Raw genomic sequence first — 22,932 nt, 5'->3', positions numbered from 1 at the left:
GTCAGCCAACCGGCTCTTTTACAATTTCCATAACTGTAAAAGAGCTGGTCTGGTGTATTCCCGGCAGCTTGTTGATCTTCTCGCCCAGTACCAGACGGAAATGCGCAATATCGCGCGTTCGAACAGTCAAAAGATAATCAAACGAGCCCGCCACCATCAGGCAGCTTTCGATTTCCGACACATTCCGAACAGCGTCGTTGAACCTCACCAGGGATTGTTCCGCCGTCGCGACCAGGGATACCTGCACCACGGTCAACAGCGCCAGCCCCATCCTTTCCTTGTCGACGACGGCTCTGTACCCTTTGATATAGCCATTCTTCTCAAGTCGTTTTACACGCTCGGAACAGGGCGTATTGGTCAGGTTCACGCGCGCCGCCAACTCAACTATCGAGAGCCGTCCATTGGCCTCCAGCTCGTACAGGATGCGTTGATCGATATTGTCTAAATCTCTGCTAATCAGTAAAATTCCCTGTATTTTTGGCGCAATTCGATAAATTACACTGAAAATGGCCCAAAAAAATCTCCAATTCCTAGTGAAATTTCCTAATACTTACCAAAGGGCGGTCTTGTTGAAAAGTTCCAAGTTCCGGCCGCCCTGCCGGGGGCGTGGGCCCCGGCCTTAACAACAAAAACGGAGGAACGAAATGACAACAAAGATTGTCATAGGACTCGACGGGACTGAAACCGGCGAGCGTGCGATTGCCTTTGCCAAGGATTTGGCAAAGCTGATCGGAACGTGCGATTTGCTGGTCGCTTATGTGATCGAATGGTCACCTTACACATTCCAGACACCTGAAGAAAACGCCCAGCGCCACAAGCGCCGCGAAGAAGAGGTTGATCTGGCAATGTCGCGTGTCGTGACACCTGCTGTTGAGGCCCTCAGGGCTGCGGGATTCGAAGCGCAGGGCATTGTGCGCCATGGCGATGTTGCGGAAACGCTGAACGCCATCACGGTCGAAAACGGAGGCTCGCAAATCGTCGTGGGTCGGGCATCTGCGGACGGGATCAAGAAACGCCTGTTCGGCAGTTCGACGCAATATCTGGTAATGCATGCCGACGTTCCGGTTACGGTCGTGAACTGAGGGGAGGGCTAAAATGAGAACGCTAAAAACACTTGGCGCCGTAACGGCCGCCACCATTGCCGCCAGCCCTGCCCTTGCACAAGAGGCGCCGGGACTGGATGAAAAAATCAATCAGGCCTTTGCAAACCTGACCGGACCGTTTGTCAGCTTCATCTTTGCACCGCTGCCCGGAACCAGCTTTCCGTGGATCGTCATGTGGCTGGTGATTGCTGCATCGGTTTTCACACTGTATTTCGCGCTTGTGCAGTTGCGGTTCTTTGGTCACGCGATCAGCCTTGTCAAAGGTGACTATTCCGATCCCAACGACGCGGGCGAGGTCAGCCACTTTCAGGCATTGGCCACGGCGCTGTCCGGCACTGTGGGCTTGGGGAATATCGCAGGTGTGGCCGTTGCCATTGGCATCGGTGGGCCGGGTGCAACCTTCTGGATGATCCTAGCGGGCCTTCTGGGCATGGCATCAAAGTTCACCGAATGTACGCTGGGCGTGAAATACCGCAATGAATACGAAGATGGCACCGTTTCGGGTGGCCCGATGTATTACATGTCCAAGGGCTTTGACGAGTTGGGTCTGCCCGGTGGCAAGATCCTGGCGGTGCTGTTCTCGATCTTCTGTATTCTGGGCGCATTGGGCGGCGGGAACATGTTCCAGGCCAACCAGGCACATCAGCAGATCGCGGGTATCGTTGGCGACTATCCGGGCTGGATTACCGGTATTGTTTTTGCTGCGGTCGTGTTCATGGTCATTGTTGGCGGCCTGAAATCCATTGCTCGGGTGACTGAAAAGGTCGTGCCGTTCATGGGTGTGCTGTATGTCGCCACCGCACTGGTCATCATCGCGATGAATGCGGACATGATCGGCTGGGCCTTTGGTCAGATCTTTGCCGGTGCCTTCACGGGGCTGGGTGTTGCAGGGGGCATGGTCGGTGCGCTGATCCAAGGCTTCAAGCGCGCGGCATTCTCGAACGAGGCGGGCGTGGGCTCTGCAGCTATCGCGCACTCGGCGGTTCGGACCAAGGAGCCGATCACCGAGGGTTTTGTATCGCTGCTTGAACCCTTCATCGATACCGTCGTGATCTGTACCATGACGGCGCTGGTGATCATCATCACGCAACAGCTGATCATCGATCCTGAAACCGGCAACTACATGCTGAACGAAGCGGGTTCCGCCATCGCAACAGTGGATGGAAATTCCGGTGTCAGCCTGACTTCTGCCGCGTTTGGCAGCGCGTTCAGCTGGTTCCCGTACATCCTTGCGATTGCGGTGATCCTGTTTGCCTTCTCGACCATGATCAGCTGGTCCTACTATGGCCTCAAGGCCTGGACCTACCTGTTCGGAGAAGGACATACAAAAGAGCTGATCTTCAAGGTCATCTTCTGTGTCTTCGTGGTGATCGGCGCTGCGGCCAACCTCGGCCCCGTTATCGACTTCTCGGATGCGGCGATCTTTGCGATGGCGGTTGTGAACGTCTTTGCTCTCTACTTCCTGATGAAAGTGGTGCGGCAGGAACTGGCGTCCTACTCCGCAAGGCTGAAGAGCGGTGAAATCCGCAAATTCGAACACTAAATCCAATCACCGGGGCGGCTTGTGTCGCCCCGGTGCCTGACCAGGCTGCAAAAAGCACAGATTCTGGTCCAAACCCCCTTGCCAGTATGACCGAACTTGCGTAAACGGCGCTTCTGATCGCGTGACCGGCCGAGATGGCATGCCGAGTCGCGTCTGAAACCGAACCCGAAAAAGGAGACGGAAATGCCTAAGATGAAGACCAAATCAAGCGCCAAGAAGCGCTTCAAGGTGACTGCGACCGGTAAGGTCCTTGCTGGCCAGGCCGGCAAACGGCACGGCATGATCAAGCGGACCAAGAAATTCATCCGCGACGCCCGTGGCAACACCACCCTGTCCGCCCCCGACGCAAAGATCGTCAAGGGCTACATGCCCTACGACCGCTAAGAGGAGATGTAAGAGATGTCCCGCGTTAAAGGTGGAACCGTAACTCACGCCCGTCACAAGAAGATCATCAAGGCCGCAAAAGGCTATTATGGTCGTCGCAAGAGCAACTTCAAAGTCGCAACTCAGGCCGTCGACAAGGCCAACCAGTACGCGACCCGTGACCGCAAGAACCGCAAGCGCAACTTCCGCGCGCTGTGGATCCAGCGGATCAACGCTGCTGTGCGCAGCCATGACGAGGCTCTGACATATTCCCGCTTCATCAACGGTCTGAACCTGGCCGGTATCGAAGTGGACCGCAAAGTTCTGGCCGACCTGGCCGTGCACGAACCGGAAGCGTTCGGCGCGATCGTCGCCAAAGCTCAGGCTGCTCTGGCTGCCTGAACCTCTGAAAAGAGACAGTGAAAGAAAGGCCGTCCCTTTGGGGCGGTCTTTTTTGTTGCAACATGCGGTGCATTCCAAGCGCTTCTTGGATCAGGGCATCCATCCCTTCTGCATTGGGATGACGCCAACCAGTTTCAGGCATGACCGGTTTGATCTAGATCATGTAACAGCCCTCGGATCATATTATATATGATTTTATGAATATAAATGAAAAGGGTGAAATCATGACACTAAACTGGAAAGTTGGAGGTGTTCTGCTAGGGCTCGTGTTCTTCGGGGCAGTTCTTCTGGTGAAGCCGATCGGTGTTTCGACCCAATTCGTCATCCTTGACGGAATTATTGCGGACACCGTCAATTCAGAATTCGTAACACAGACGGATGACGGTTACAGTTCAAGCAACGCATACATGGCGAAATCCAACGGCAAATACGCCAAATACGTATCCAATCCGTTGAATTACAGCTTTGTCTTCGTTTTGGCTATGGCCGCAGGGGCGTTCTTGTCGGTCAAGGCGCGCGGCGGTCTGGAACGCGGCGAGGGCAAGCTGCCCATGATCTGGCGCGAAAACTATGGCGACACGCCCTGGGCCCGAAACCTGGTCGCGCTATTGGGCGGCTTTGTCGTCCTCTATGGGGCCAGGTTGGCGGGTGGGTGCACATCCGGTCACATGATGTCCGGTATGATGCAGACAGCCCTGTCAGGCTATATCTTTGCAGCCGGAGCATTTGCAGCGGCAATTCCTACAGCAATGCTGATCTACCGGAAAGGATAAGGCGATGGAAATCATTCTTGCGATCATCATTGGCGCCGCTTTCGGAGCCGTACTTGACCGGATTGGCGCGGCGAATCCAAATTGGATTGTGGGCATGTTGACACTGCGTCGACTCCACCTGATGAAAACGATCCTCCTGGCAATCGGAACCGGTTCGATCCTCATGTTTGGCGGGCAGATGCTGGGGTTTGTGGATGTCGGCCATATGTCGGTAAAATCGGCCTATGTCGGTGTCTTCATTGGCGGATTGTTACTGGGTGCGGGCTGGGCTGCATCGGGCTACTGTCCGGGAACAGGGGTCTGCGCCGCTGCGTCCGGTCGCCGTGACGCCTTGTTCTTCATCGTCGGCGGTTTGTTAGGCGCTGCGGCCTATATGGCGACATATCCGGCCTGGAAGGCCACGGGTCTGCTCGATGGAATTGCTGGCGGCAAAGTCACCCTGGGTACAGTTCCGGGATCCGCTTACGAGGGTGTTTTGTCACTGTCCGGCGATATCCTCGGTATCGCACTGGGTGCCGTCTTTGTTCTGGTTGCATTCGTTCTTCCGGACAGCCTGATCGCAACTGGCGAAAAGGTTGGTGTTGCGGCCGAATAATCACGGCTGAGCGTACACATTCACGACCGGCATCCCGACAAAAAAACCGGCGCAACACGCGCCGGTTTCTTTTTTAGCCAATATCGGTGATCTTACCCGAACACACGCCCCAGTGCGCCGTCAACCGCGTCGGTGATCTGGTCAATGTCATCGGCTGTAGCGATCAGCGCAGGCGAGAAGCACAGCGTGTTGTTGCGACCGGGGATCGAGCGGTTGGTGACGCCGATGATCACGCCCTGTGCCATACAGTCGGCAGTAACGGCCTGCGCCAGTTTCTCGTCCACCGGCTCTTTGGTGCCGCGATCCACAACCAGTTCGGCCCCCAGGAACAAGCCCTTGCCGCGCACATCGCCGATGACCTTGTGCTTGTCCATCAGCGCCAGAAGGTTGTTCGTCATACGCGCGCCCATATCCGTGCAGTTCTGCAACAGGTTTTCATCCTGAATGATGCGCATGTTCTCGATGGCCGCTGCCGGACCAGCGGTGCACCCACCAAAGGTCGAGATATCGCGGAAATAGTTCATCGGGTCCGCGGCATCGTCTTTGAACAAGTCAAAGACTTCCTCGGTGGTGACCATGCAGGCAATCGCGGCATAGCCTGACGCCACACCCTTGGCCATGGTCACGAAATCGGGTTTGATACCGTATTGCTGGTACCCGAACCACGTGCCGGTGCGGCCCACGCCACAGACAACCTCGTCGATATGCAGCAGCACATCGTATTTCTTGCAGATCTCCTGCACGCGCTGCCAGTATCCTTCAGGCGCTTCGATTACACCACCACCCGCTGTTACAGGCTCAAGGCACAGCGCACCTACGGTATCGGGGCCTTCGCGCAGGATGACGGCTTCAATCTGATCTGCGGCCCATTCGCCGAAATTCTCTTCGGGTGCGCCGTCCAGCTCGTGCTTGCGATATTCCATGCAATGCGGCACGCGCACGAAATCAGGTGCAAAGGGGCCGTATTGCGCCGTGCGCTCGTCCTGACCGCCTGCCGACATGGTCGCCAGCGTAGAGCCGTGATAGTCCCGATCGCGGTACAGGATCTTGGTTTTTTTGCCGCCGTATTTTTTGTGCGCGATCTGGCGCACCATCTTGAACGCCTTCTCGTTCGCCTCGGATCCCGAGTTGGTGTAATAGACGCGGCTCATGCCCGGCATCTTGTCGATCAGTTGCTCGGCAAACAGCGCACCCGGGATCGAACCGGCCGAATTGGCGAAATAGCACAGCTTCATCAGCTGGTCGTAAACCGCCTTGCAGATCGATTCGCGGCCATAGCCGACATTGACGGTCCAGACGCCGCCAGAAACCGCATCCAGATGCTCTTTGCCTTTCTGGTCCCAGACACGCATACCCTTGCCCTCGACAATGATGCGTGGGTCATTGGTTTCAAAGGGTTTATGCTGGATCAGATGGTGCCAGATATGGGCGCGGTCAGCCTCGACTACGCGGGAAAGATCGTTTTCGTTGAACGTGCCGTCCATGACATGTCCTTTCAGTGAGGAAGCGGTGCGCGGGATATGGGAATACCACATCCCAGCATGTGTTTAAGATGCTTCAGATCACCGCGAAAGCCCTGCTGTAGATAGGGCCAGATCGTATCATCCCGTATTGCCAGTCGGTTTTGCCGCCGTATTTCTACGGGTTTGTCAGAACGCGAACTTTGTGCTCAATTCGCCCAAACTGCGTTTCGGGAGGACAGCGGATGGCAGCGACACATATCTACGAGCGTCATTTGGACAAATGCCGGGCAAATTACACACCCCTGTCGCCCCTTACGTTCATTGAACGGACGGCGCAGGTCTACCCGGATTATCCATCCGTGGTTTATGGGGATCGCCGGTATTCCTGGGCTGAAACCTATGCCCGTTGCCGGCGTCTGGCGAGTGCGTTGACAGCGCGTGGGATTGGACGGGGCGATACCGTTTCGATAATCGCGGCCAACATCCCGGAAATGTACGAGGCGCATTTTGGCGTGCCCATGACGGGCGCTGTTCTGAACGCAATCAACACACGGCTGGATGCGCCGATTGTCGCATTCATCCTGAGCCATGCCGAAGCCAAGGCGCTGCTGGTCGACCCCGAGTTTTCGGATGTGGTGAAAGATGCGCTGCAACAGGTCGATCATGACATTCTGGTCATCGATATCGAAGACCCCACCTTCGACGGTGGTGAAAAGCTGGGCCGCCTGACCTATGATGCCCTGCTGGCCGAAGGCGACCCCGCGTTTAACTGGTCACTGCCAGCGGACGAATGGGACGCGATCACACTGAATTATACCTCGGGCACCACGGGCAACCCCAAGGGCGTGGTCTACCACCATCGCGGCGCGACACTGAACGCACAGTCGGATTTGCTGGACTGGGATATGCCCAAGCATTCGGTCTACCTGTGGACCCTGCCGATGTTCCACTGCAATGGCTGGTGCTTCCCATGGGCCATGGCAGCCAATGCAGGTGTTTCCGTTTGCTTGCGCGCGGTGCGGGCCGAACCGATCTATGCTGCTTTCCGGGACGAGAAAGTGACCCATTTCTGCGGTGCGCCGATCGTTCTGAACATGCTGGCCCACGCTCCGGATGAGTTGAAGGACTTTGACCACCAGATCAAGGTGATGACGGCAGGTGCCCCGCCGCCTGCGGCCGTGATCGAAGCGATGGAGGCGATGGGTGTCGAGGTCACGCATGTCTATGGCCTGACCGAAACCTATGGGCCTTCGGTTGTCTGCGCATGGAAAGACGAATGGAACAGCAAAGGGCCTGAAGATCGCGCGGCCCTCAAGGTGCGGCAAGGGGTGCGCTATACAGCGTTGTCCGGACTGATGGTGGCCGACCCGGAAACGCTGGAACCGGTTCCGGCTGATGGCGAAACCATGGGTGAGATATTCATGCAGGGCAACGTGGTGATGAAAGGATACCTCAAGAATCCCGACGCTACCGACAAGGCCTTTCACGGTGGCTGGTTCGCGTCCGGTGATCTGGGCGTCATGCACCCCGATGGCTATATCGCGCTCAAGGACCGTTCAAAGGACATCATCATCTCGGGCGGCGAGAATATCTCATCTGTCGAGGTCGAAGGTATCCTCTACAAGCATCCGGCGGTGATGGAGGCTGCAGTGGTGGCCCGTCCCGATGAGAAATGGGGCGAAACGCCCTGCGCCTTTGTCGAGTTGAAACCCGGCGCAGCCGCAACCGAGGCAGAGCTTATCGCCTTCTGTCGCGACCGGATGGCCCATTTCAAGGCACCCAAAACGGTTGTGTTCGGCACCCTGCCCAAGACATCAACCGGCAAGGTGCAGAAATTCGTTCTGCGGGATCAGGCACGGGCGCTGGGTTAAAGATTGTCGAAGATCGACAGGTCCAACGCCAGCATCTCACCCATCCAGATCGCGCGGTCGCGGTGATCCTCCAGATGTTCACCGGTTTCCGGGTGCGTGAAGACCGTCAGGCCCTGCCGGTTCAGCATCAGCCATGGGATGACTTGGTCGAATGCGCTGGCAGCAAAGCCCAGCTGGCAGCTCCAGCGCGAATGGGGGCCGACGTTTCGGGCGTGCATCCGGCCCATTTGAACAGGGAACAGGCGGGCCGCCTCTTCACAGACCTGCCGCGCGGTGTCCTGCGTGTCGGCGTCGAAATAGACATGGGCGTGATAGCCGGTGATCTCGGGCATAGGAACCTCGTCTGCTTTGTTGGCTCAAAGCTAAGGCCTAAAAGGAAAAAAACCTAGCTGCGCATGCACACAGGGTCTGTGCAATGTTAACCCGGCGCATGTGCGTCGGGATGTGCCGCGACAAAGGCCGGGTGATTGGCGCAGGCCTCTTCAACCCGCAGCAGGCGGGGCATATCCGACAAATCAACCTGCCACCGGCGCGCGTTATAGATCTGCGGGATCAGGCAGAGGTCGGCGAGACCGGGCTTTGACCCAACACAGTAGGGGGCCTGTTCGAAATCACCCAACATGGTTTCGAACGCCTGCAACCCGGGTTTGATGAAATTCCGCATCCAGTCGCCGGGCATGTCGGGGGCGTTATGGCTCAGGGTCGTGGCATAGCGCGCAACCGACAGGTTGCAGACTGGGTGGATGTCGACGGCGATCGCATAAGCCAGCGCCTGAACACGCGCACGTTCCGCCGGATCATCAGGCAGAAGGTTCAACTGCCGGGTCCGGTCCAGATAGTCGAGGATGGCCAGCGATTGCGTCAACCGCAGCCCGTCAATATCCAGAACCGGCACAAAGCCCTGCGGGTTTCGCGCGATATGTTCATCGCCCTTTTGTGCGCCGCCCACCAGATCGACAACAACCGGGCGATACGCGATCCCGGCCAGATTCAGGGCGATCCGCACCCGGTAACTGGCCGAGGATCGCCAATAGTCATAAAGGACGACGTCGCTCACGTCCGGGCCTGTCAACTGTCAGTCAAAGCGGCAGCGCGAAGGGCGTCCGTCAGCACCGTACTGTCACCGATGTGGTTGGCCAACACCAGTACCAGCCGCGCATTCAGCGCGTCGCTGTCTGCTTTTTCCAGGCCTTCATGCGCGGCCAGAAGTTCGGCATAGAAGTCATCGGCGTTTTTGATGTTCGGGGTTAGGATCAGGTCTGACATGGGGCTTACTCCTTACCGCAGGCTCTGCGGATCGCGTGCCGGAAGGTGTTTTCTTCGTAACTGTCACGCCGGGCGGCCACATGCTGGTCCGGGCGGATCAGGTAGACTGCGCTGGTCGCGTCGCCCAGATAGCGGCGTTTGAGGGCCAGCGTCATATCATCCTTGACCGACAGCGCCAGTCGCGTGACCTCGATCCCATCTTCTTCCAGGGTATCTGGGGCGTCTGCATCGATAGTCAAAAGCGTGAACTTGCCTGCAAGCTTGGGCAGCAGAAACTCGTCACCAAGCGGAGCGTCGGGACAGGCCGAACCCGGGCGCGTTCCGGCGGGGCCGTTCAGCGCGTCCGCAGAATTCAGCGAAGATCCATCATAGGTGCAGGGCTGGCTCAGGCGGCCAGAATTCACCAGCGGGCGCGCGAAGTCATAATGCTCGCTCAGGTCCAGTACCGCATCGCGCAGGATCCGCGACATCTCGGATTTCGGGGTGATGAAATCGGTCGACCGGCTGGAATTCAGGATGTTCTCGTCCGCCCCGTACACGCGTTCGGCGTTGTAGCTGTCCAGCAGAGTTTCAGGTGCTTTCCCGTCCAGAACCAGCTTCAGTTTCCAACACAGGTTGTCGGTGTCCTGAAGGCCGGAATTGGCCCCGCGCGCGCCAAAGGGGCTGACCTGATGCGCGCTGTCGCCCGCAAACAGGACACGTCCCTTGCGGAAGCTTTCCATGCGACGGCACTGGAACGTATAGATCGAGACCCATTCCAGCTGAAACTCGACATCATCGCCCAGCATCGCCTTGAGGCGGGGGATCACGTTCTCGGGGCGCTTTTCGCGTTCCTTGTCGATGTCCCAACCCAGTTGCAGGTCGATGCGCCACACATTGTCGGGCTGTTTGTGCAACAAGGCGGATTGCCCGCGATTGAACGGCGGATCGAACCAGAACCAGCGTTCAGACGGAAAATCCGCATCCATGATCACGTCTGCAATCAGGAAGTTGTCTTCAAAAATCCGTCCTTCGAAATCAATGCCCAACATCCGCCGGGCAGGGGATGTCGCGCCATCACAGGCAATCAGCCAATCGGCTTCGATTGTGTAAGGTCCTTCTGGCGTCTCGACCTCCAGCCGCACGTGATCGTCATGCGTGCCAATCGCCTCGACCTTGTTGCGTCCGCGTATCTCAATCGGTGCGCCTTCTGCCTGCAACTCGCGGACCCGTTCAACGAAATAGTTCTCAAAATGGTATTGCTGAAGGTTGATGAAGGCAGGGTTGGCATAACCTTCATCCGGTTGCAGGTTGAAGTCATAGACCTGCCGATCATCGAAGAAGACCTTGCCCCGATCCCACAGGACGCCCTTGTCGACCAGTCGGCGCCCGCATCCCAGCCGGTCGGCAATTTCCAGCGTGCGTTGCGAGAAACAGATGGCGCGGCTGCCGAAACTGACCTTGTCATTCTCATCCAGAACCACGACGTCAACCCCTTGCTGCGCCAGATCAATCGCGGCGGCCAGACCAACCGGGCCCGCGCCGATCACGATAACCTTGCGCCGAACTGGCGTCGGGCTGTCCTGATCCGGACTGCGTTCATAGCCGTAAAGCGGAGTTTCAAAGATCTTGTTCATGGGCTTCCCCCCAAGCAGATGCGCCAAAGTGCTGCATGTCCTGTGCCCCGGCAACATGTGCCGAAGCCTTTGGCATATGGTTTCATTGAATCCCGCCGCCTAAAACGATCTGGATCAAACTGGGTCGTTTTTCCTTACCCCTGCAGGGCCTCCCACATCTCAAGATCGCGCTGTGCGGTCCAGATGCGGGGTGTGTCGATGCCACGGGCTTCGTCGTAGGCGCGGGCGACGTTGAACGGCAGGCAGTGTTCGTAGATCGCGTAACTGGCGAATTTCGGGTCACATTCGGCGCGGACTGCATCCCATGCCTCTTTCAGGCTGCCACCGCGCGCCGCAACCCTGGCCGCCGGGCGGTAGGTGCTTTCGACGAAATCGCGAGTGTTTTCGATGGCGGCATTGACCATGTCCTTGCCAACCAGCGCATCGCCGCGACCCGGTGCGATGGCGTCGACATCGAACCACTTGATCTCGTCCAGCGTGTCTCCCCAGTCGTTGAAATGCCCGTCACCGCAATAGCAGGCCGAGTGATATTCGACGATGTCGCCGGTGAACATCACGTTCTGGTCTGGCACGTGGATGACGATATCACCGGCGGTATGGGCGCGCCCCAGATGCATCAGGTCGATCCGGCGATTGCCCAGATAAACGGTCATCGTGTCGCTGAAGGTGGTGGTGGGCAAGGTCAGGCCGGGGATGCTTTCATGCCCTTCGAACAGGCGCGGGAAGCGCTGGAATTCGCTGTCCCAGTCTTCCTGACCGCGTTCCACCACCATGGCACGGGCCATGTCGGACATCAGAATCTGTTGCGCGCCAAAAGCGCTGGCACCCAAGACCCGCACAGCGTGGTAATGGGTCAGCGCCACATGGGTGATCGGCTTGTCGGTCACAGACCGCACGCATTCGATCACCTTGTTGGCCAGGCGCGGGGTCGCCTGCGCCTCGACGATCATCACGCTGTCATCGCCGATGATCACGCCCGAGTTCGGGTCACCCTCGGCGGTGAAAGCATAGAGCCCTTCGCCCACCTCTGTGAAAGAGATTTTCTTTTCCGACATGTCCCCCTGGGACGCGAATGCTTTGGCCATCTTGGTTTTGTCCTTTTGCGGTTGCGCGGAAGGCAGGGGTTGGATGCCTCCGGCGGGAGTATTTGGAAAAAGATGAAGCTCAGTGCGTCATCGCTCGAATGGGGAATTGAGTGCAGGCAGAACGGTGCCGGTGCAGTCGCCGAACCCGATAGTATAGCCGTCGCCCCTGGCAGCGCCGGTCAGGGTCATCGTGTCGCCGTCTTCGATGAAGCTTCGGGTTTCACCTGTGTCCAGCGTCAGCGGCTCTTTCCCGCCCCAGCTGAGTTCCAGAAGTGATCCGCGTTCGGGCTTGGTTGGGCCGGATATGGTGCCTGACCCCAGCAGGTCGCCCGTGTTCATCGGGCATCCCGATGTGGTGTGGTGGGCCAGTTGTTGCGCGGCGGAATAGTACATCTGGTTGTAGTTGGTTCGCGCGATGGTCGTGGCGTCTTGGCCTTCGGGTGCCATGGAGACGGCCAAATCGATGTCATACAGCATCGGGCCGCAATCCTTGAGGTGGTCCAGCAGCGCGAACTCGCGGGCTGGCGTGTCACAGCGGAACGGCTCGAGTGCAGCCTTGGTCACGATCCAGGGGCTGATCGAGGTTGCGGTTGCCTTGGCCTGAAACGGGCCCAGCGGCTGGTATTCCCAGGCTTGTATATCACGTGCCGACCAGTCGTTCAGCAGAACGTAGCCGAAGATATGGTCGTCAGCTTCCTGCACGGTTATCGGGCCATCCGAGGGCGTACCCACGATGGCGCCCATCTCCAACTCGATATCAAAGCGGCGGCAGGGCAGGAAGGCGGGCAGATCCTGATCGGGGGATTTCAGCTGTCCCCACGGGCGGCGGATATCCGTGCCGGATACCACGACCGAGGACGCCCGTCCGTTATAGCCAATCGGAATGTGCAACCAGTTCGGCGGCAGCGCGTTTTCCGGGCCACGGAACATGGTGCCCACGTTGAAGGCATGGTTTCGCCCGGCGTAGAAATCGGTGTATTCGCTGACCGCGAAGGGCAAGTGCATCTGGGCTTCGGCCTGCGGTACAAGCAGCGGTTCGATCTTGCTTTGCTCGTCCGAGCCCTCGGCCAGAAGGCTGATCAGCCGCTCACGCAGGGCTGCCCAGACGGCGGGGCCTTCCTCCATCAAAGGGTTCCAGAACGGCAGATCGAACAGCGGCTCATCGCTTAGGGTGATTAACCCTTCGGCTTCGGCGGCGGTAACGTCGAGGATCATGTCACCGATGGCCACGCCGCAGCGCGGATCATCGCCTTCGGTCGAGAAGACACCGTAAGGCAGGTTGTTCAGTGGAAACGGATGCGCCGCGTCATTGGCCGAGGCCACCCAGGATTTCATCAAAGGCATATTTTGCCCCTATTTTGTTATATTTGGTACGTGGTTCGAAACGATCATAACCCCGAATAGACAGGCGCCAAAGCCCAGAGCGGGCGCGGTTGCAGCATGTCGACTGCCAGGGTCCCGTCTTTGTTTTCCGGTTGCGGCGACAAGACGCCTGCAACCGGAATGGATATGTTCATCGCCATCAGGACGGGTGCCGTCTGGCGAACCCGGTCTGAGGGTCATTTCTTGCCCGGTGTGCCGTCGAACTTCTTCTCAAGCGATGTCCAGCAGTCGATATAGTCGTCCTGCAGCGGTGCCTCATTGGCGGCAAACGGTGTCAGGTGCTGGGGGAACCGGGTTTCGAACATGAACGACATCGTCTGGTCCAGCTTTTCCGGCCCCAGATTGGAATAGGACGCCTTGTCAAAGGCTTCCCTGTCGGGGCCATGCGGGATCATCATGTTGTGCAGACTGGTGCCACCGGGAACGAAGCCCTGCGGTTTCGCATCGTATTGACCGTAGATGTTGCCCATCAGCTCGGACATGATGTTCTTGTGATACCAGGGTGGTCGGAACGTATCCTCCATCACCATCCAGCGTTCGCGGAACAGGACAAAGTCGATATTTGCGGTGCCGGGCTGGCCAGAGGGTGCCGTCAGAACGGTAAAGATCGACGGGTCTGGATGGTCAAACAGGATCGCGCCAACCGGGCAATAGTTGCGCAGATCGTATTTGTAGGGTGCATAATTGCCGTGCCATGCCACCACATCCAACGGGCTGTGTCCGATTTTCGTGGTATGAAACTGGCCACACCATTTGATCGTCACGGTCGACGGGGTTTCACGATCCTCATAGGCGGCGACCGGAGCTTTGAAATCGCGCGGGTTGGCCATGCAGTTGGCCCCGATCGGACCGCGACCCGGCAGTTCAAACTTCTGGCCGTAATTCTCGCAGACAAAGCCGCGTGCCGGGCCTTCCAGAACTTCAACCCGGTAGAGCAGTCCACGCGGGATGATCGCGATTTCCTTGGGCTCAAGGTCAATGATTCCCAGTTCAGTCGCAAAGCGCAGGCGTCCTTCCTGTGGCACCACCAGCAACTCGGAATCGGCCGAGAAGAAATAGTCGTCGACCATGGATTCGGTGACCAGATAGATATGGCAGGCCATGCCAACCTGGGTGTTCACGTCCCCCGCCGTCGTCATGGTCCGCATCCCGGTCATCCAGTTCAGACCTTCGTCGGAATGCGGCACCGGATCCCAACGATACTGGCCCAGGCTGATCACATCCGGGTCGATGCAGGGGGCCGATTTCCAATAGGGCAAGTAGATTTTTTCGTAACGGTGCGAATGCTTTACCGACGGGCGAATACGATAGCACCAGGTGCGTTCAGGCGGGTTGGCGGTAAAGGCTGTGCCGCTCAGCTGTTCACCGTAGAGCCCGTAGTTGCACCTTTGCGGGCTGTTCATCCCCTGCGGCAGCGCATCGGGCAGCGCCTCGGTTTCAAAGTCGTTGCCAAAGCCGGGCATGTAACCGGCATGGGTACCAACAGGCGTTGCTGCTTGCGTCAATGAATGCGGATCCGTCGGACGGTTCATTACGTATTCCTCCGTTTGCTGCTTGTCGGTTAATAGTTGATTTTGTAACTAACAAGCATGACACATGACGAATCTGAAAAAAATGATGACTTTTTCCTGCAGAATTTTCTGCCGTTCCTGCTGAACCAGGCGGCCGAGCGCGCCTCGTTGGAATTTCAGGCTGTCTACAAGGGGCGGTACGGAATGCTCAGAACCGAATGGCGGGTGCTGTTCCATCTGGGGCTGTTTGGCGAAATGACCGCCAAGGAAATTGGTGAACGGGCCAGAATGCACAAGACCAAGATCAGCCGTGCAGTTGCCAAGCTCGAGGAGCGCCGGTACCTGAAACGCACACGGGACGAGGCTGATCGGCGGGCGGAATGGCTGACACTGACACCCGCCGGGCAAGCTGTGTATCGCGACTTGTACGGGGTGGCTGCAAGCTATGACGCCAGGCTGTCGGACCTGTTCAGCGAAAAAGAGGCCGCCTTGCTGCGCCAGATGTTGCGACGGTTGGCTGGCGTGGATTGACCACTGGTAATTGGCGCCTGCCGTCCCCAGATGTGTGTCATGCTTGATACGGAATTTGAAATGACGTCATTCGAACCTGCCAAGGTATCCACACACACCCTGATCGATTGGTTGGTCCAAAAGGGGCTTGAGGGTGCCGGGCAGGAAGAGTTGCTGGAAGGTTTCTGCACCAGTCTGCTCGACATTGGTATTCCGCTGATGCGGTTCCATGCGGCGCAGTCGACCTTGCACCCGGTTTATGGCGGAACCGGATATAGCTGGTACAAAAGCACCGGCGGTGAATCCGAGAAGTTTGAAAACACGGATACGCCCAGCGAAATGTGGCAACAAAGCCCGCTTTATGCGCTGCTGAACGAGGATCTGGATGAAATCCGGGTCAAACTGGTCGACCATAATGAACCCAGCCGATTTCCGTTGTTGAACGACCTGAGAGAGGTTGGGGCGACCGATTATTATGCCACCGGCATCTCGTATGAGGGGTCGGGGAAGATGCGCCCCGACGGTACCAAAAAAGTCAGTGATGGCGTCCTGATGTCCTGGGCCAGCGATGCGCCGTCCGGGTTTGATGACAGCGATCTCAGGCACATTCATGCGGTATTGCCGCATCTGGGGCTGGCGCTCAAATCCGCCAAGAACCAGAACCTGACCGAAGACCTGATGCGGGTCTATCTGGGTCGTGATGCCGGGCGCCGCGTCCTGTCGGGTGAGATTCGTCGCGGATCATTGCAGCAGATCGATGCGGTGATCTGGAATTTCGATCTGGAAGGGTTCACCAACCTGTCTGAAGATCTGCCGGGTCACGAGATCATCGACATGCTCAATGATTACCTGGCCGTGGCCGTGGGCGTTGTGCACGACAAGGGTGGGAATATCCTGAAATTCATGGGCGATGGGCTGATGGCCATGTTCGATGTCGGCGAAATCGACGAGGACGCCCGTGCCGCGCTCAGCGCGGTGCCCTTGCTGCAAGCCCGTATGGATGAATTGAACGCCAGACGTCAGGCGCAGGGGTTGCCGGTTGCGAATTTCACGCTGGCCCTGCATTCCGGCGAAATCCTGTATGGCAATATCGGGTCTGAAACGCGGCTGGATTTCACGGTGATCGGCCCCGCCGTCAATCAGGCCGCCCGCATCGCGGGTATGCACCGGTCGCTGGGTCAGCGAATCCTGATCTCGGACGACGTCGCGGTCGCGGCACGCCCCTGCGCACAAGACCTCATCTCGGTCGGGCGCTACATGCTGCGCGGGGTGAACGAACCCAAAGAGCTGTTCACAGTATACAGTCCCGGCGGGCCATCAGATTCCAAGTGAAACCGAGGCTATTCCTTCAGCGATTCCGAAACTGAAAGTCGTGAAGGAACACCTTTGTTTAGCTGGGTACGAGCGGCGGGTTGGAGCGAATGTTCGAGAATGGTGAGGATTTGTACGAATGGCGGGTTTGAGGCCATTGCCGACAATGCGGTTTTAAGCAGGGTAATCAGGGAAACCTTCATATTGACCTGATCCGGCGTCCTGTATTTGCATTGAGCTCGAATTGGAGTGCGGCCTTTGAAAAACAACTACATACTAATCGACTTTGAAAATGTTCAACCCAAGAACCTCGAACTCCTTCGGGGACATGTTTGCACCTTGATTGTTTTCGTAGGAGCCAATCAAAAAAGCATACCCTATGACTTTGCACAAGCACTGCAAAGCTTGGGAGAAAATGCTGTTTATCAGAAGATAGCAGGGAATGGCTCGAACGCCTTGGACTTTCATATTGCGTTCTACTTAGGAGAACTCTCTACCAAAGACGCCAATGCGTGTTTTCATGTTATTTCTCGTGACAAAGGCTTCGACCCATTGATTGCACATCTGCGACAAAGGAAGCTCCCCGCTTTCCGTCATGCAGACCTATCCGAGATCCCATTCGTCAAAATCTCGAATGCAAGCTCGCTGGATCAAAAAATTGATGCGATTGTTGACAGCTTGAAGTCTAGAGGAACTTCGCGTCCTAGGAAGATCAAAACCCTTAAGGGAACGATGAACGCACTTTTTTTAAAGATCTTGGAGCAGGAAGAGCTGGAAAGGCTGGTTGATGAGTTGAAAAGACGTGGTCACGTAGTCTTTTCGGATCAATCAGTCAGTTATGGCCCCGACATTACCCAGCACTGACTGGCTTAGGGGCTGAGAATTTCGCGTTTTGAATTGCCCGTTTGCCGCGCAGACCAGCCTCCAATACAGCTGATCAGAAATCGATTTCGACACCCGGCAGGTTCAGCTCTCGCATCATGTCGCGCAGTTCCTGCCGTGCTGCGATGTTCGAGATATTCAGCTGTTTGACGCCAATATCCTTGAGATCCAGCAGGGTCAGGCCGCGCGGAAACAGTTCGCGAAAGATCACCCGTTCGGAAAAGCCCGAAGCGACGCGGAAGCCGATGCGCTGCGACAGCATTTCGATCGCGCGCTGCATCTTTTCCTTGTTGACCATGCGCTGGGTACCGACGCGGTTGCGCACAACGACCCAGTCGATGGGCTTAAGCCCGGCCTGCGCCCGCAATTGCCGGGCGTTCCAGACCATCTCGGAATAGACGGACGGGCCGAGGATTTTCTCACCCTTTGAATCAATCCGCGCCAGCAGGTCAAAATCGATGAAACTGTCGTTCAGTGGGGTGATCAGCGTGTCGGCCAGCGAATGGGCCACCTGGCTCAGCCGGGTATGAGAGCCGGGGCAGTCGATCAGGATAAAGTCGCTGTCGCTTTCCAGTTGCGACACGGCAGCGGACAGGCGGTGGTCATAGATATTCTCGCCCGGTTTCAACGTGCTGGCATCGATCTCGGGCAGGTCGTGATGGCGTGGGCTGGGCAGTGTCAGGTCCGCGCTTTTCAGAAAGTTGTTCCGGTTCTCGAAATACCGTCCAAGGCTGCGTTGCCGCAGGTCCAGATCAAGCGTGCTGACCTTGTGCCCCAGTCGGGCCAATGCGGTTGCCACATGCATCGACACGGTCGATTTGCCAGCGCCGCCTTTTTCGTTCCCGACCACAATGATATGTGCCATGCTTGTATTCCCAAGTCTTGCCGTGTTTGACTACACGTTGTTGGCACCCACTATATGTTGTGTCGCCTGCGATGAAAAGAACCTCAAGCGGCGCTTTTAGGCATTATCGGACTCTATTTTGGAAAACACAGCGCCGTGCGCGGGTTACACGAAGGCGCCTGTCGAGTGATCTGCCTTGATCGGCTAGCCGATCGCGGTTTTGGCGGCGAAATCGCCGCGTCAGTGCCTGTTTCCGAACGCATACACCAACCGCTGCCTGCAACGATCCGCGTCGGAATCAATCGCGCCTTTTGCCTGATTCATACACGCACAGATCGCCCGCCCAATGGGTCCTTTCGCGGTGGCGCCGGTTGGGCCGGATCGTGAAAACTATGCGGGGGACGGAAAATTTGATTAAATACCAAACAGATTTACATCGAATAACCTCGCAGGCTTTGCGCAGGTCCTCTTTGGTTCATCTTCAAAGCAGGTGAAAGGGGCATAGGCATGCCGGACACTGCTGCGGACAGTTCAGGCGGTTCACGCGTTGTTCTTGCAATGACGGCCATTTGCATGATGGTCGTTGGCTTCAACACAACCGCTGTTGCGACCATCCTTCCATATCTGAAGGCCGAGTTCGACCTGACACCTTCGGGCCTGCAATGGGTGATGGCGATCTATACGGTGGCCAGCGCGACCCTTGTGACGATTGTAAGTCGGCTTGGGGACATCACGGGCAAGATGGGTATCTTTTTCTTTGGTATGATCGTGTTTGCCTGCGGCTCTGCTTCTGTGTTGTTTTCACAGAACGCGGCGATGCTGCTGATTGGGCGTGGCGCGCAGGGGGCGGGGGCTGCGGCCCTGTTCGGCACCTCATTGTCCCTGCTGACCGCCGCAACGCCCGAGGAAGAACGGGCCAGCGTGACCGGTGTGTGGGGCGCGATCGTGGGCCTTGCGATAGGCATCGGGCCCATAGTCGGAGGAAGCTTTGCCAATTTCCTAAGCTGGCGCGGGGTATTCGCCACAGACCTTGTGTTACTTGCCATTGCGTTTGTGATCGGCCTGCAGGTCAGCAGGAAGAACTATGTCCCGGATACGCGCCTTCAGGGTGCGAAATTCGATACCGCAGGTGCGATTGCCATTGTCTTGCTGCTGGGCCCATTGTCTTTCGCACTCAGCAACGGTGAGGCACACGGATGGGGCAACGCCCTGACCATCGTGCCTTTGGGTGTCGCCGCTTTGGCGGCCGTTGGTCTGGTCTATACCTCGCGGCGCAGCGACGATCCGCTGGTCGAGTTCCGGTACTTCCGGCACCCGCGCTATCTTATGGCGGCAACGGGGATGTTCTTTGCCGGGTTCGCGTTGTTCTGCTTCTTTGTCTACTTCAACGTGTTCGTCCAATCCCCGGACGCGTTCGGCTATTCACCGGTTGAGGCGGGCGTGGCAATTCTGCCGCTGAGCCTGAGCATGTTTGTCATTTCCGTCACCGCGCCGCGCTTGCTTGCACCTTACAGTTTCCAATGGCCGGTGAGCGCTGCAATGGGGTTGATGGCCTGCGGCTTCCTGCTTTTGACAACAACCTCGAATATCGACAGCTATGCTGAAATCTGGTGGAAGCTGATCATTGTTGGGGTTGGCATCGGCATCTGTTTTTCGTTGCTGCCCCGTCTTGGGCTTCGGTTGCTGCCCGACGAACATGTCGGGCAAGGGTCCGGGGTGATCAACGCATTCCTGTATTTCGGGGCCACGATGGGATCGGTTGTCGGCGGTCTGGCCGAAGCTCTGACCATCCGCTCGGGCCTGTCAGAAGTCATCACCGCACTGCCCGCCGGGTCGACGCAGCGCGACGACCTTGCGCGCGCCCTGACACATGGCACGGCAACACAGGTGGAACAGCTGATTGCCGGGCTTGACCCGTCAACAGGTTCGGCACTGGCCGGGGCGTTGCGGGACCTGCGGGACAATGCCTTTGATGCGGCGATGCTCATGGCCGCTATTGCGGCGTGTATCGGGCTGGTGATCGCGCTGCTGCTGTTGCGCGGTCCGGTTCCGCCATTGCACGACGCGGCTGAACTCACGAAACCCAAGGATCAGATACCGGGGAAAGCAAGGGCCTGAAACGAAAGAAGGCCGCCCGCTGGCGACCTTCCTTTGAAAGACTGTGGCAAAGGTTTAGAAACCCAGGCCTTCGTATTTCTTCTTGAACTTCGACACGCGGCCGCCAGCGTCCAACAGGCGCGACGAACCACCGGTCCATGCAGGGTGAACCGAAGGGTCGATTTCCAGTGCCAGCTGGTCGCCTTCGCTGCCCCAGGTGGATTTCATCTGAACGACGGTGCCATCGGTCATCTTGACGTCGATGACGTGATAATCGGGATGGATGTCTTTTTTCATCTTTCCGCTCCTTACGCTTCGGCGCCAGCTTTAGGCTTGTAGTTGGTGACCTCTGCGATACGTGCGGATTTACCGCGACGCGAGCGCAGATAGTACAGTTTGGCGCGGCGAACGCGACCACGGCGGACAACGGTGATGCTGTCGATATTGGTCGAATACAGCGGGAACACACGCTCCACGCCTTCGCCAAACGAGATTTTGCGAACGGTGAACGAACCGGCAATGCCGCTGCCGTTGTTGCGCGCGATGCAGACGCCTTCGTAGTTCTGCACACGGGTGCGCGACCCTTCGGTCACCTTATAGCCGACACGGATAGTGTCACCGGCTTTGAAATCGGGGATGTCTTTCCCCAGGGCGGCAATCTGTTCCGCCTCAAGCTGTGCGATCAGGTCCATCGCAGTTTCTCCTATCTGCTCGTGGTTGGTCCACGAAGTTGGGTACGGCCTGAGAGCTCTTGGTCTTCACCGGGTCCTGCGTACAGCCCGCCAGAGGTCAGATCGAATGTTCCTTTGGTCTGGCCTGACCCGACGCATCCCTGCCGAAGAAAGCGGGACGTCACGCCATGGTGCAAACCAAAACACCGGAGTCGCAGAACGCGGCACCGGATTGCGGTCGTTTAAGGGTATTGCCGGCAGGGATCAAGGGAAAAACGCCCTGTCTTGCCCAAGGCGCCGGTAGGAATCCGCCAGCCTGAAAGTAAGGCGTTGCCAAGCGGCCCAGATCAGGCATTCTGAGGCAAATAATATGAGCAGATATTTCAGACAGGACCCTATGATGCGATTGGCATTCATGCTGGCCATAACGGCCGTCGCGCTGATGTCTTGCGGGCGGGGCGGCCCGAAACCTCAGGCCGTAGAACCCGTTCCGGGCGTGGACAGGACAGCACCGCTTGTGATCTACCCCGATTTTGGCGACGCGGATCCCCATGACTGGGAAGGGCGTCACCCCGGACAATACCCGATCCATGGCCTTGACGTTTCACGCTGGCAGGGGCCGATTGACTGGCGCACGGCCCGGGCATCAGGCGTCAGCTTTGTGTTTCTGAAAGCGACCGAAGGCGGCGACGTGGCCGATCCCCTGTTCGATGATCACCGCCGCGGCGCACAGTCGGCTGGTGTACCCTGGGGTGCCTACCACTATTATTATTTCTGCCGCTCGGCCCGGGAACAGGCCCGCTGGTTCATCCAGAACGTGCCCAAAGGGGCAGACCTGCCGCATGTGCTGGATATGGAATGGACACCGCATTCCAAGACTTGCACGCTGCGCCCCGATGGCAGAACCGTCCGCGCCGAGGCGCAGCGCTTTCTGGACATTCTCGAACGACATTATGGCCGCCGCCCGATCGTCTATACCACGGTGGATTTCTTTGAAGACACCGATATCGGGCGCCTGCCCAAGACCGAGTTCTGGTTGAGATCGGTTGCGGGCCACCCCCGCACTGTCTATCCCCGCGCGGTCTGGCGGTTCTGGCAATATACCGGCACCGGTCTGGTGCCGGGCGTTCAGGGCCGGGTAGACATCAACACCTTCAACGGCACACCAGACGTCTGGGCCAGATGGAAGGTCGGGGGTTAGGTCTTAGGAGTACCGTAGGTTTCCATAGTGCCGCCGCCAACCAGATGGTCCAACCGGCGCTCCCGCTCTTCCCCAAAGGCGTTGCGCACCCAGAACGATTCACCTGCGCTCAGTTCCCGGCGTTCGAAGCCGCGCTCTTGCAGGCAACGGTCCACCTGATCGATTTCGCCCTGCGTGCGCAGTTCGTCCTGGATCGGGGCGGTAATCGCAGGGCCGATGAGGATACCCCACAGCAGGATATTCGTTGCATATCCCCCGATGACGGCGCTGTTTCCACCTTCGTCAGCTTCCTGAGAGCAGGAGTCGACCGCAACCCGCGCCGAATGCAGATTGTGACCGGCTTGCGTTGGAACGGACATCCCCAGTGGTTTGGTCGTACAGGCAGAGGCAACCAGAAAAGCGCCAAGCAATAACTTCTTCATAATGCAATTAGTCTTTCGTT

At 57.7% G+C, this 22,932-nt stretch carries 25 protein-coding genes; 12 read left to right on the top strand and 13 right to left on the bottom strand.

Translation table 11 applies throughout. The features are described from left to right. Position 1: 1 nt before the first annotated feature. Complete coding sequence (locus tag ACR0BZ_RS16310; protein WP_480920751.1) at positions 2-436, bottom strand: Lrp/AsnC ligand binding domain-containing protein; 435 nt, start codon at positions 434-436, stop codon at positions 2-4. A 208-nt stretch (positions 437-644) separates the two neighbouring features. Here ACR0BZ_RS16310 and ACR0BZ_RS16305 point away from each other — a divergent pair, with 208 nt between their 5' ends. The 6 genes from ACR0BZ_RS16305 (at position 645) to ACR0BZ_RS16280 (ending at position 4,779) form a co-directional block, all read left to right on the top strand. Further along, entirely contained in the window at positions 645-1,082 is a 438-nt protein-coding gene (locus ACR0BZ_RS16305) for a universal stress protein (protein WP_209506060.1), read from the top strand. 13 nt (positions 1,083-1,095) lie between these two features. Beyond that, positions 1,096-2,646, top strand: a complete 1,551-nt coding sequence (locus ACR0BZ_RS16300) for an alanine/glycine:cation symporter family protein (protein WP_480487220.1) — start codon at positions 1,096-1,098, stop codon at positions 2,644-2,646. Between the two features lie 183 nt (positions 2,647-2,829). Further along, positions 2,830-3,030 (top strand): 50S ribosomal protein L35, encoded by a 201-nt coding sequence (gene rpmI / locus ACR0BZ_RS16295; RefSeq protein ID WP_010443552.1) that lies wholly within the window; start codon positions 2,830-2,832, stop codon positions 3,028-3,030. A 15-nt stretch (positions 3,031-3,045) separates the two neighbouring features. Next, positions 3,046-3,411 (top strand): 50S ribosomal protein L20, encoded by a 366-nt coding sequence (gene rplT / locus ACR0BZ_RS16290; RefSeq protein WP_039523695.1) that lies wholly within the window; start codon positions 3,046-3,048, stop codon positions 3,409-3,411. Between the two features lie 224 nt (positions 3,412-3,635). Further along, positions 3,636-4,184: a YeeE/YedE thiosulfate transporter family protein gene (locus tag ACR0BZ_RS16285; RefSeq protein WP_209506064.1), complete on the top strand. Its 549-nt coding sequence runs from the start codon at positions 3,636-3,638 to the stop codon at positions 4,182-4,184. 4 nt (positions 4,185-4,188) lie between these two features. Next, positions 4,189-4,779, top strand: a complete 591-nt coding sequence (locus ACR0BZ_RS16280; protein ID WP_480920746.1) for a YeeE/YedE thiosulfate transporter family protein — start codon at positions 4,189-4,191, stop codon at positions 4,777-4,779. Between the two features lie 92 nt (positions 4,780-4,871). Here ACR0BZ_RS16280 and ACR0BZ_RS16275 read toward each other — a convergent pair whose 3' ends face one another. Continuing rightward, positions 4,872-6,263, bottom strand: a complete 1,392-nt coding sequence (locus ACR0BZ_RS16275; RefSeq protein ID WP_209506068.1) for an aminotransferase family protein — start codon at positions 6,261-6,263, stop codon at positions 4,872-4,874. 221 nt (positions 6,264-6,484) lie between these two features. On the opposite strand from ACR0BZ_RS16275, the gene ACR0BZ_RS16270 reads away from it, so the two are divergent. Further along, positions 6,485-8,113, top strand: coding sequence for an acyl-CoA synthetase (locus ACR0BZ_RS16270; RefSeq protein WP_480920745.1), 1,629 nt, complete (start codon positions 6,485-6,487; stop codon positions 8,111-8,113). On the opposite strand, the gene ACR0BZ_RS16265 is transcribed toward ACR0BZ_RS16270, so the two are convergent. The 7 genes from ACR0BZ_RS16265 to hmgA all read right to left on the bottom strand — a co-directional run bounded on the left by ACR0BZ_RS16265 (position 8,110) and on the right by hmgA (position 14,995). Further along, positions 8,110-8,445 (bottom strand): DOPA 4,5-dioxygenase family protein, encoded by a 336-nt coding sequence (locus ACR0BZ_RS16265; RefSeq protein ID WP_480519392.1) that lies wholly within the window; start codon positions 8,443-8,445, stop codon positions 8,110-8,112. The two genes, ACR0BZ_RS16270 and ACR0BZ_RS16265, sit on opposite strands and share 4 nt — an antisense overlap. Before the next feature lie 86 nt (positions 8,446-8,531). After that, positions 8,532-9,170 carry a maleylacetoacetate isomerase gene (gene maiA, locus ACR0BZ_RS16260; RefSeq protein ID WP_480774186.1) on the bottom strand — a complete coding sequence of 213 codons (639 nt, stop codon included), beginning with the start codon at positions 9,168-9,170 and terminating at the stop codon, positions 8,532-8,534. 11 nt (positions 9,171-9,181) lie between these two features. After that, the gene (locus ACR0BZ_RS16255; protein ID WP_209506076.1) at positions 9,182-9,379 is read right to left on the bottom strand and encodes a DUF2783 domain-containing protein; all 198 of its coding nucleotides are present in this window, start codon (positions 9,377-9,379) and stop codon (positions 9,182-9,184) included. A gap of 5 nt (positions 9,380-9,384) precedes the next feature. Then, positions 9,385-10,995 carry an FAD-dependent oxidoreductase gene (locus ACR0BZ_RS16250; RefSeq protein WP_480483801.1) on the bottom strand — a complete coding sequence of 537 codons (1,611 nt, stop codon included), beginning with the start codon at positions 10,993-10,995 and terminating at the stop codon, positions 9,385-9,387. A gap of 134 nt (positions 10,996-11,129) precedes the next feature. Beyond that, positions 11,130-12,080 carry an MBL fold metallo-hydrolase gene (locus tag ACR0BZ_RS16245; protein WP_480483800.1) on the bottom strand — a complete coding sequence of 317 codons (951 nt, stop codon included), beginning with the start codon at positions 12,078-12,080 and terminating at the stop codon, positions 11,130-11,132. An 87-nt stretch (positions 12,081-12,167) separates the two neighbouring features. Then, positions 12,168-13,424 (bottom strand): fumarylacetoacetase, encoded by a 1,257-nt coding sequence (gene fahA / locus ACR0BZ_RS16240; protein ID WP_480920744.1) that lies wholly within the window; start codon positions 13,422-13,424, stop codon positions 12,168-12,170. 215 nt (positions 13,425-13,639) lie between these two features. Further along, positions 13,640-14,995: a homogentisate 1,2-dioxygenase gene (gene hmgA, locus ACR0BZ_RS16235; protein WP_480920743.1), complete on the bottom strand. Its 1,356-nt coding sequence runs from the start codon at positions 14,993-14,995 to the stop codon at positions 13,640-13,642. Between the two features lie 57 nt (positions 14,996-15,052). Between hmgA and ACR0BZ_RS16230 the strand changes: the two genes are divergently transcribed. From ACR0BZ_RS16230 to ACR0BZ_RS16220, 3 genes are all read left to right on the top strand, one after another. Then, complete coding sequence (locus tag ACR0BZ_RS16230) at positions 15,053-15,505, top strand: MarR family winged helix-turn-helix transcriptional regulator (RefSeq protein ID WP_480507318.1); 453 nt, start codon at positions 15,053-15,055, stop codon at positions 15,503-15,505. Between the two features lie 39 nt (positions 15,506-15,544). Next, positions 15,545-16,816 carry an adenylate/guanylate cyclase domain-containing protein gene (locus ACR0BZ_RS16225; protein ID WP_480920742.1) on the top strand — a complete coding sequence of 424 codons (1,272 nt, stop codon included), beginning with the start codon at positions 15,545-15,547 and terminating at the stop codon, positions 16,814-16,816. 237 nt (positions 16,817-17,053) lie between these two features. Continuing rightward, positions 17,054-17,659, top strand: a complete 606-nt coding sequence (locus tag ACR0BZ_RS16220) for a PIN domain-containing protein (protein WP_480920741.1) — start codon at positions 17,054-17,056, stop codon at positions 17,657-17,659. 73 nt (positions 17,660-17,732) lie between these two features. Here ACR0BZ_RS16220 and ACR0BZ_RS16215 read toward each other — a convergent pair whose 3' ends face one another. Beyond that, positions 17,733-18,542 (bottom strand): division plane positioning ATPase MipZ, encoded by an 810-nt coding sequence (locus ACR0BZ_RS16215; RefSeq protein ID WP_480920740.1) that lies wholly within the window; start codon positions 18,540-18,542, stop codon positions 17,733-17,735. A gap of 486 nt (positions 18,543-19,028) precedes the next feature. Between ACR0BZ_RS16215 and ACR0BZ_RS16210 the strand changes: the two genes are divergently transcribed. Beyond that, complete coding sequence (locus tag ACR0BZ_RS16210) at positions 19,029-20,639, top strand: MFS transporter (RefSeq protein ID WP_480920739.1); 1,611 nt, start codon at positions 19,029-19,031, stop codon at positions 20,637-20,639. Positions 20,640-20,693: 54 nt separating this feature from the next. Here ACR0BZ_RS16210 and rpmE read toward each other — a convergent pair whose 3' ends face one another. Both rpmE and rplS read right to left on the bottom strand, forming a co-directional pair. After that, positions 20,694-20,915, bottom strand: coding sequence for a 50S ribosomal protein L31 (rpmE, locus tag ACR0BZ_RS16205; RefSeq protein ID WP_267366773.1), 222 nt, complete (start codon positions 20,913-20,915; stop codon positions 20,694-20,696). 11 nt (positions 20,916-20,926) lie between these two features. Then, positions 20,927-21,310, bottom strand: coding sequence for a 50S ribosomal protein L19 (gene rplS, locus ACR0BZ_RS16200; RefSeq protein WP_267366771.1), 384 nt, complete (start codon positions 21,308-21,310; stop codon positions 20,927-20,929). Between the two features lie 379 nt (positions 21,311-21,689). On the opposite strand from rplS, the gene ACR0BZ_RS16195 reads away from it, so the two are divergent. After that, positions 21,690-22,490: a glycoside hydrolase family 25 protein gene (locus tag ACR0BZ_RS16195; RefSeq protein ID WP_480920738.1), complete on the top strand. Its 801-nt coding sequence runs from the start codon at positions 21,690-21,692 to the stop codon at positions 22,488-22,490. Here ACR0BZ_RS16195 and ACR0BZ_RS16190 read toward each other — a convergent pair. Next, positions 22,487-22,912: a hypothetical protein gene (locus ACR0BZ_RS16190; protein WP_480774178.1), complete on the bottom strand. Its 426-nt coding sequence runs from the start codon at positions 22,910-22,912 to the stop codon at positions 22,487-22,489. The genes ACR0BZ_RS16195 and ACR0BZ_RS16190 overlap by 4 nt on opposite strands. Positions 22,913-22,932 lie beyond the last annotated feature (20 nt).

Source organism: Ruegeria sp. P8 (assembly GCF_056534665.1).
The sequence above is the reverse complement of the archived record's forward strand: the minus strand, read 5'-3'. Positions and strand labels throughout refer to the sequence as shown.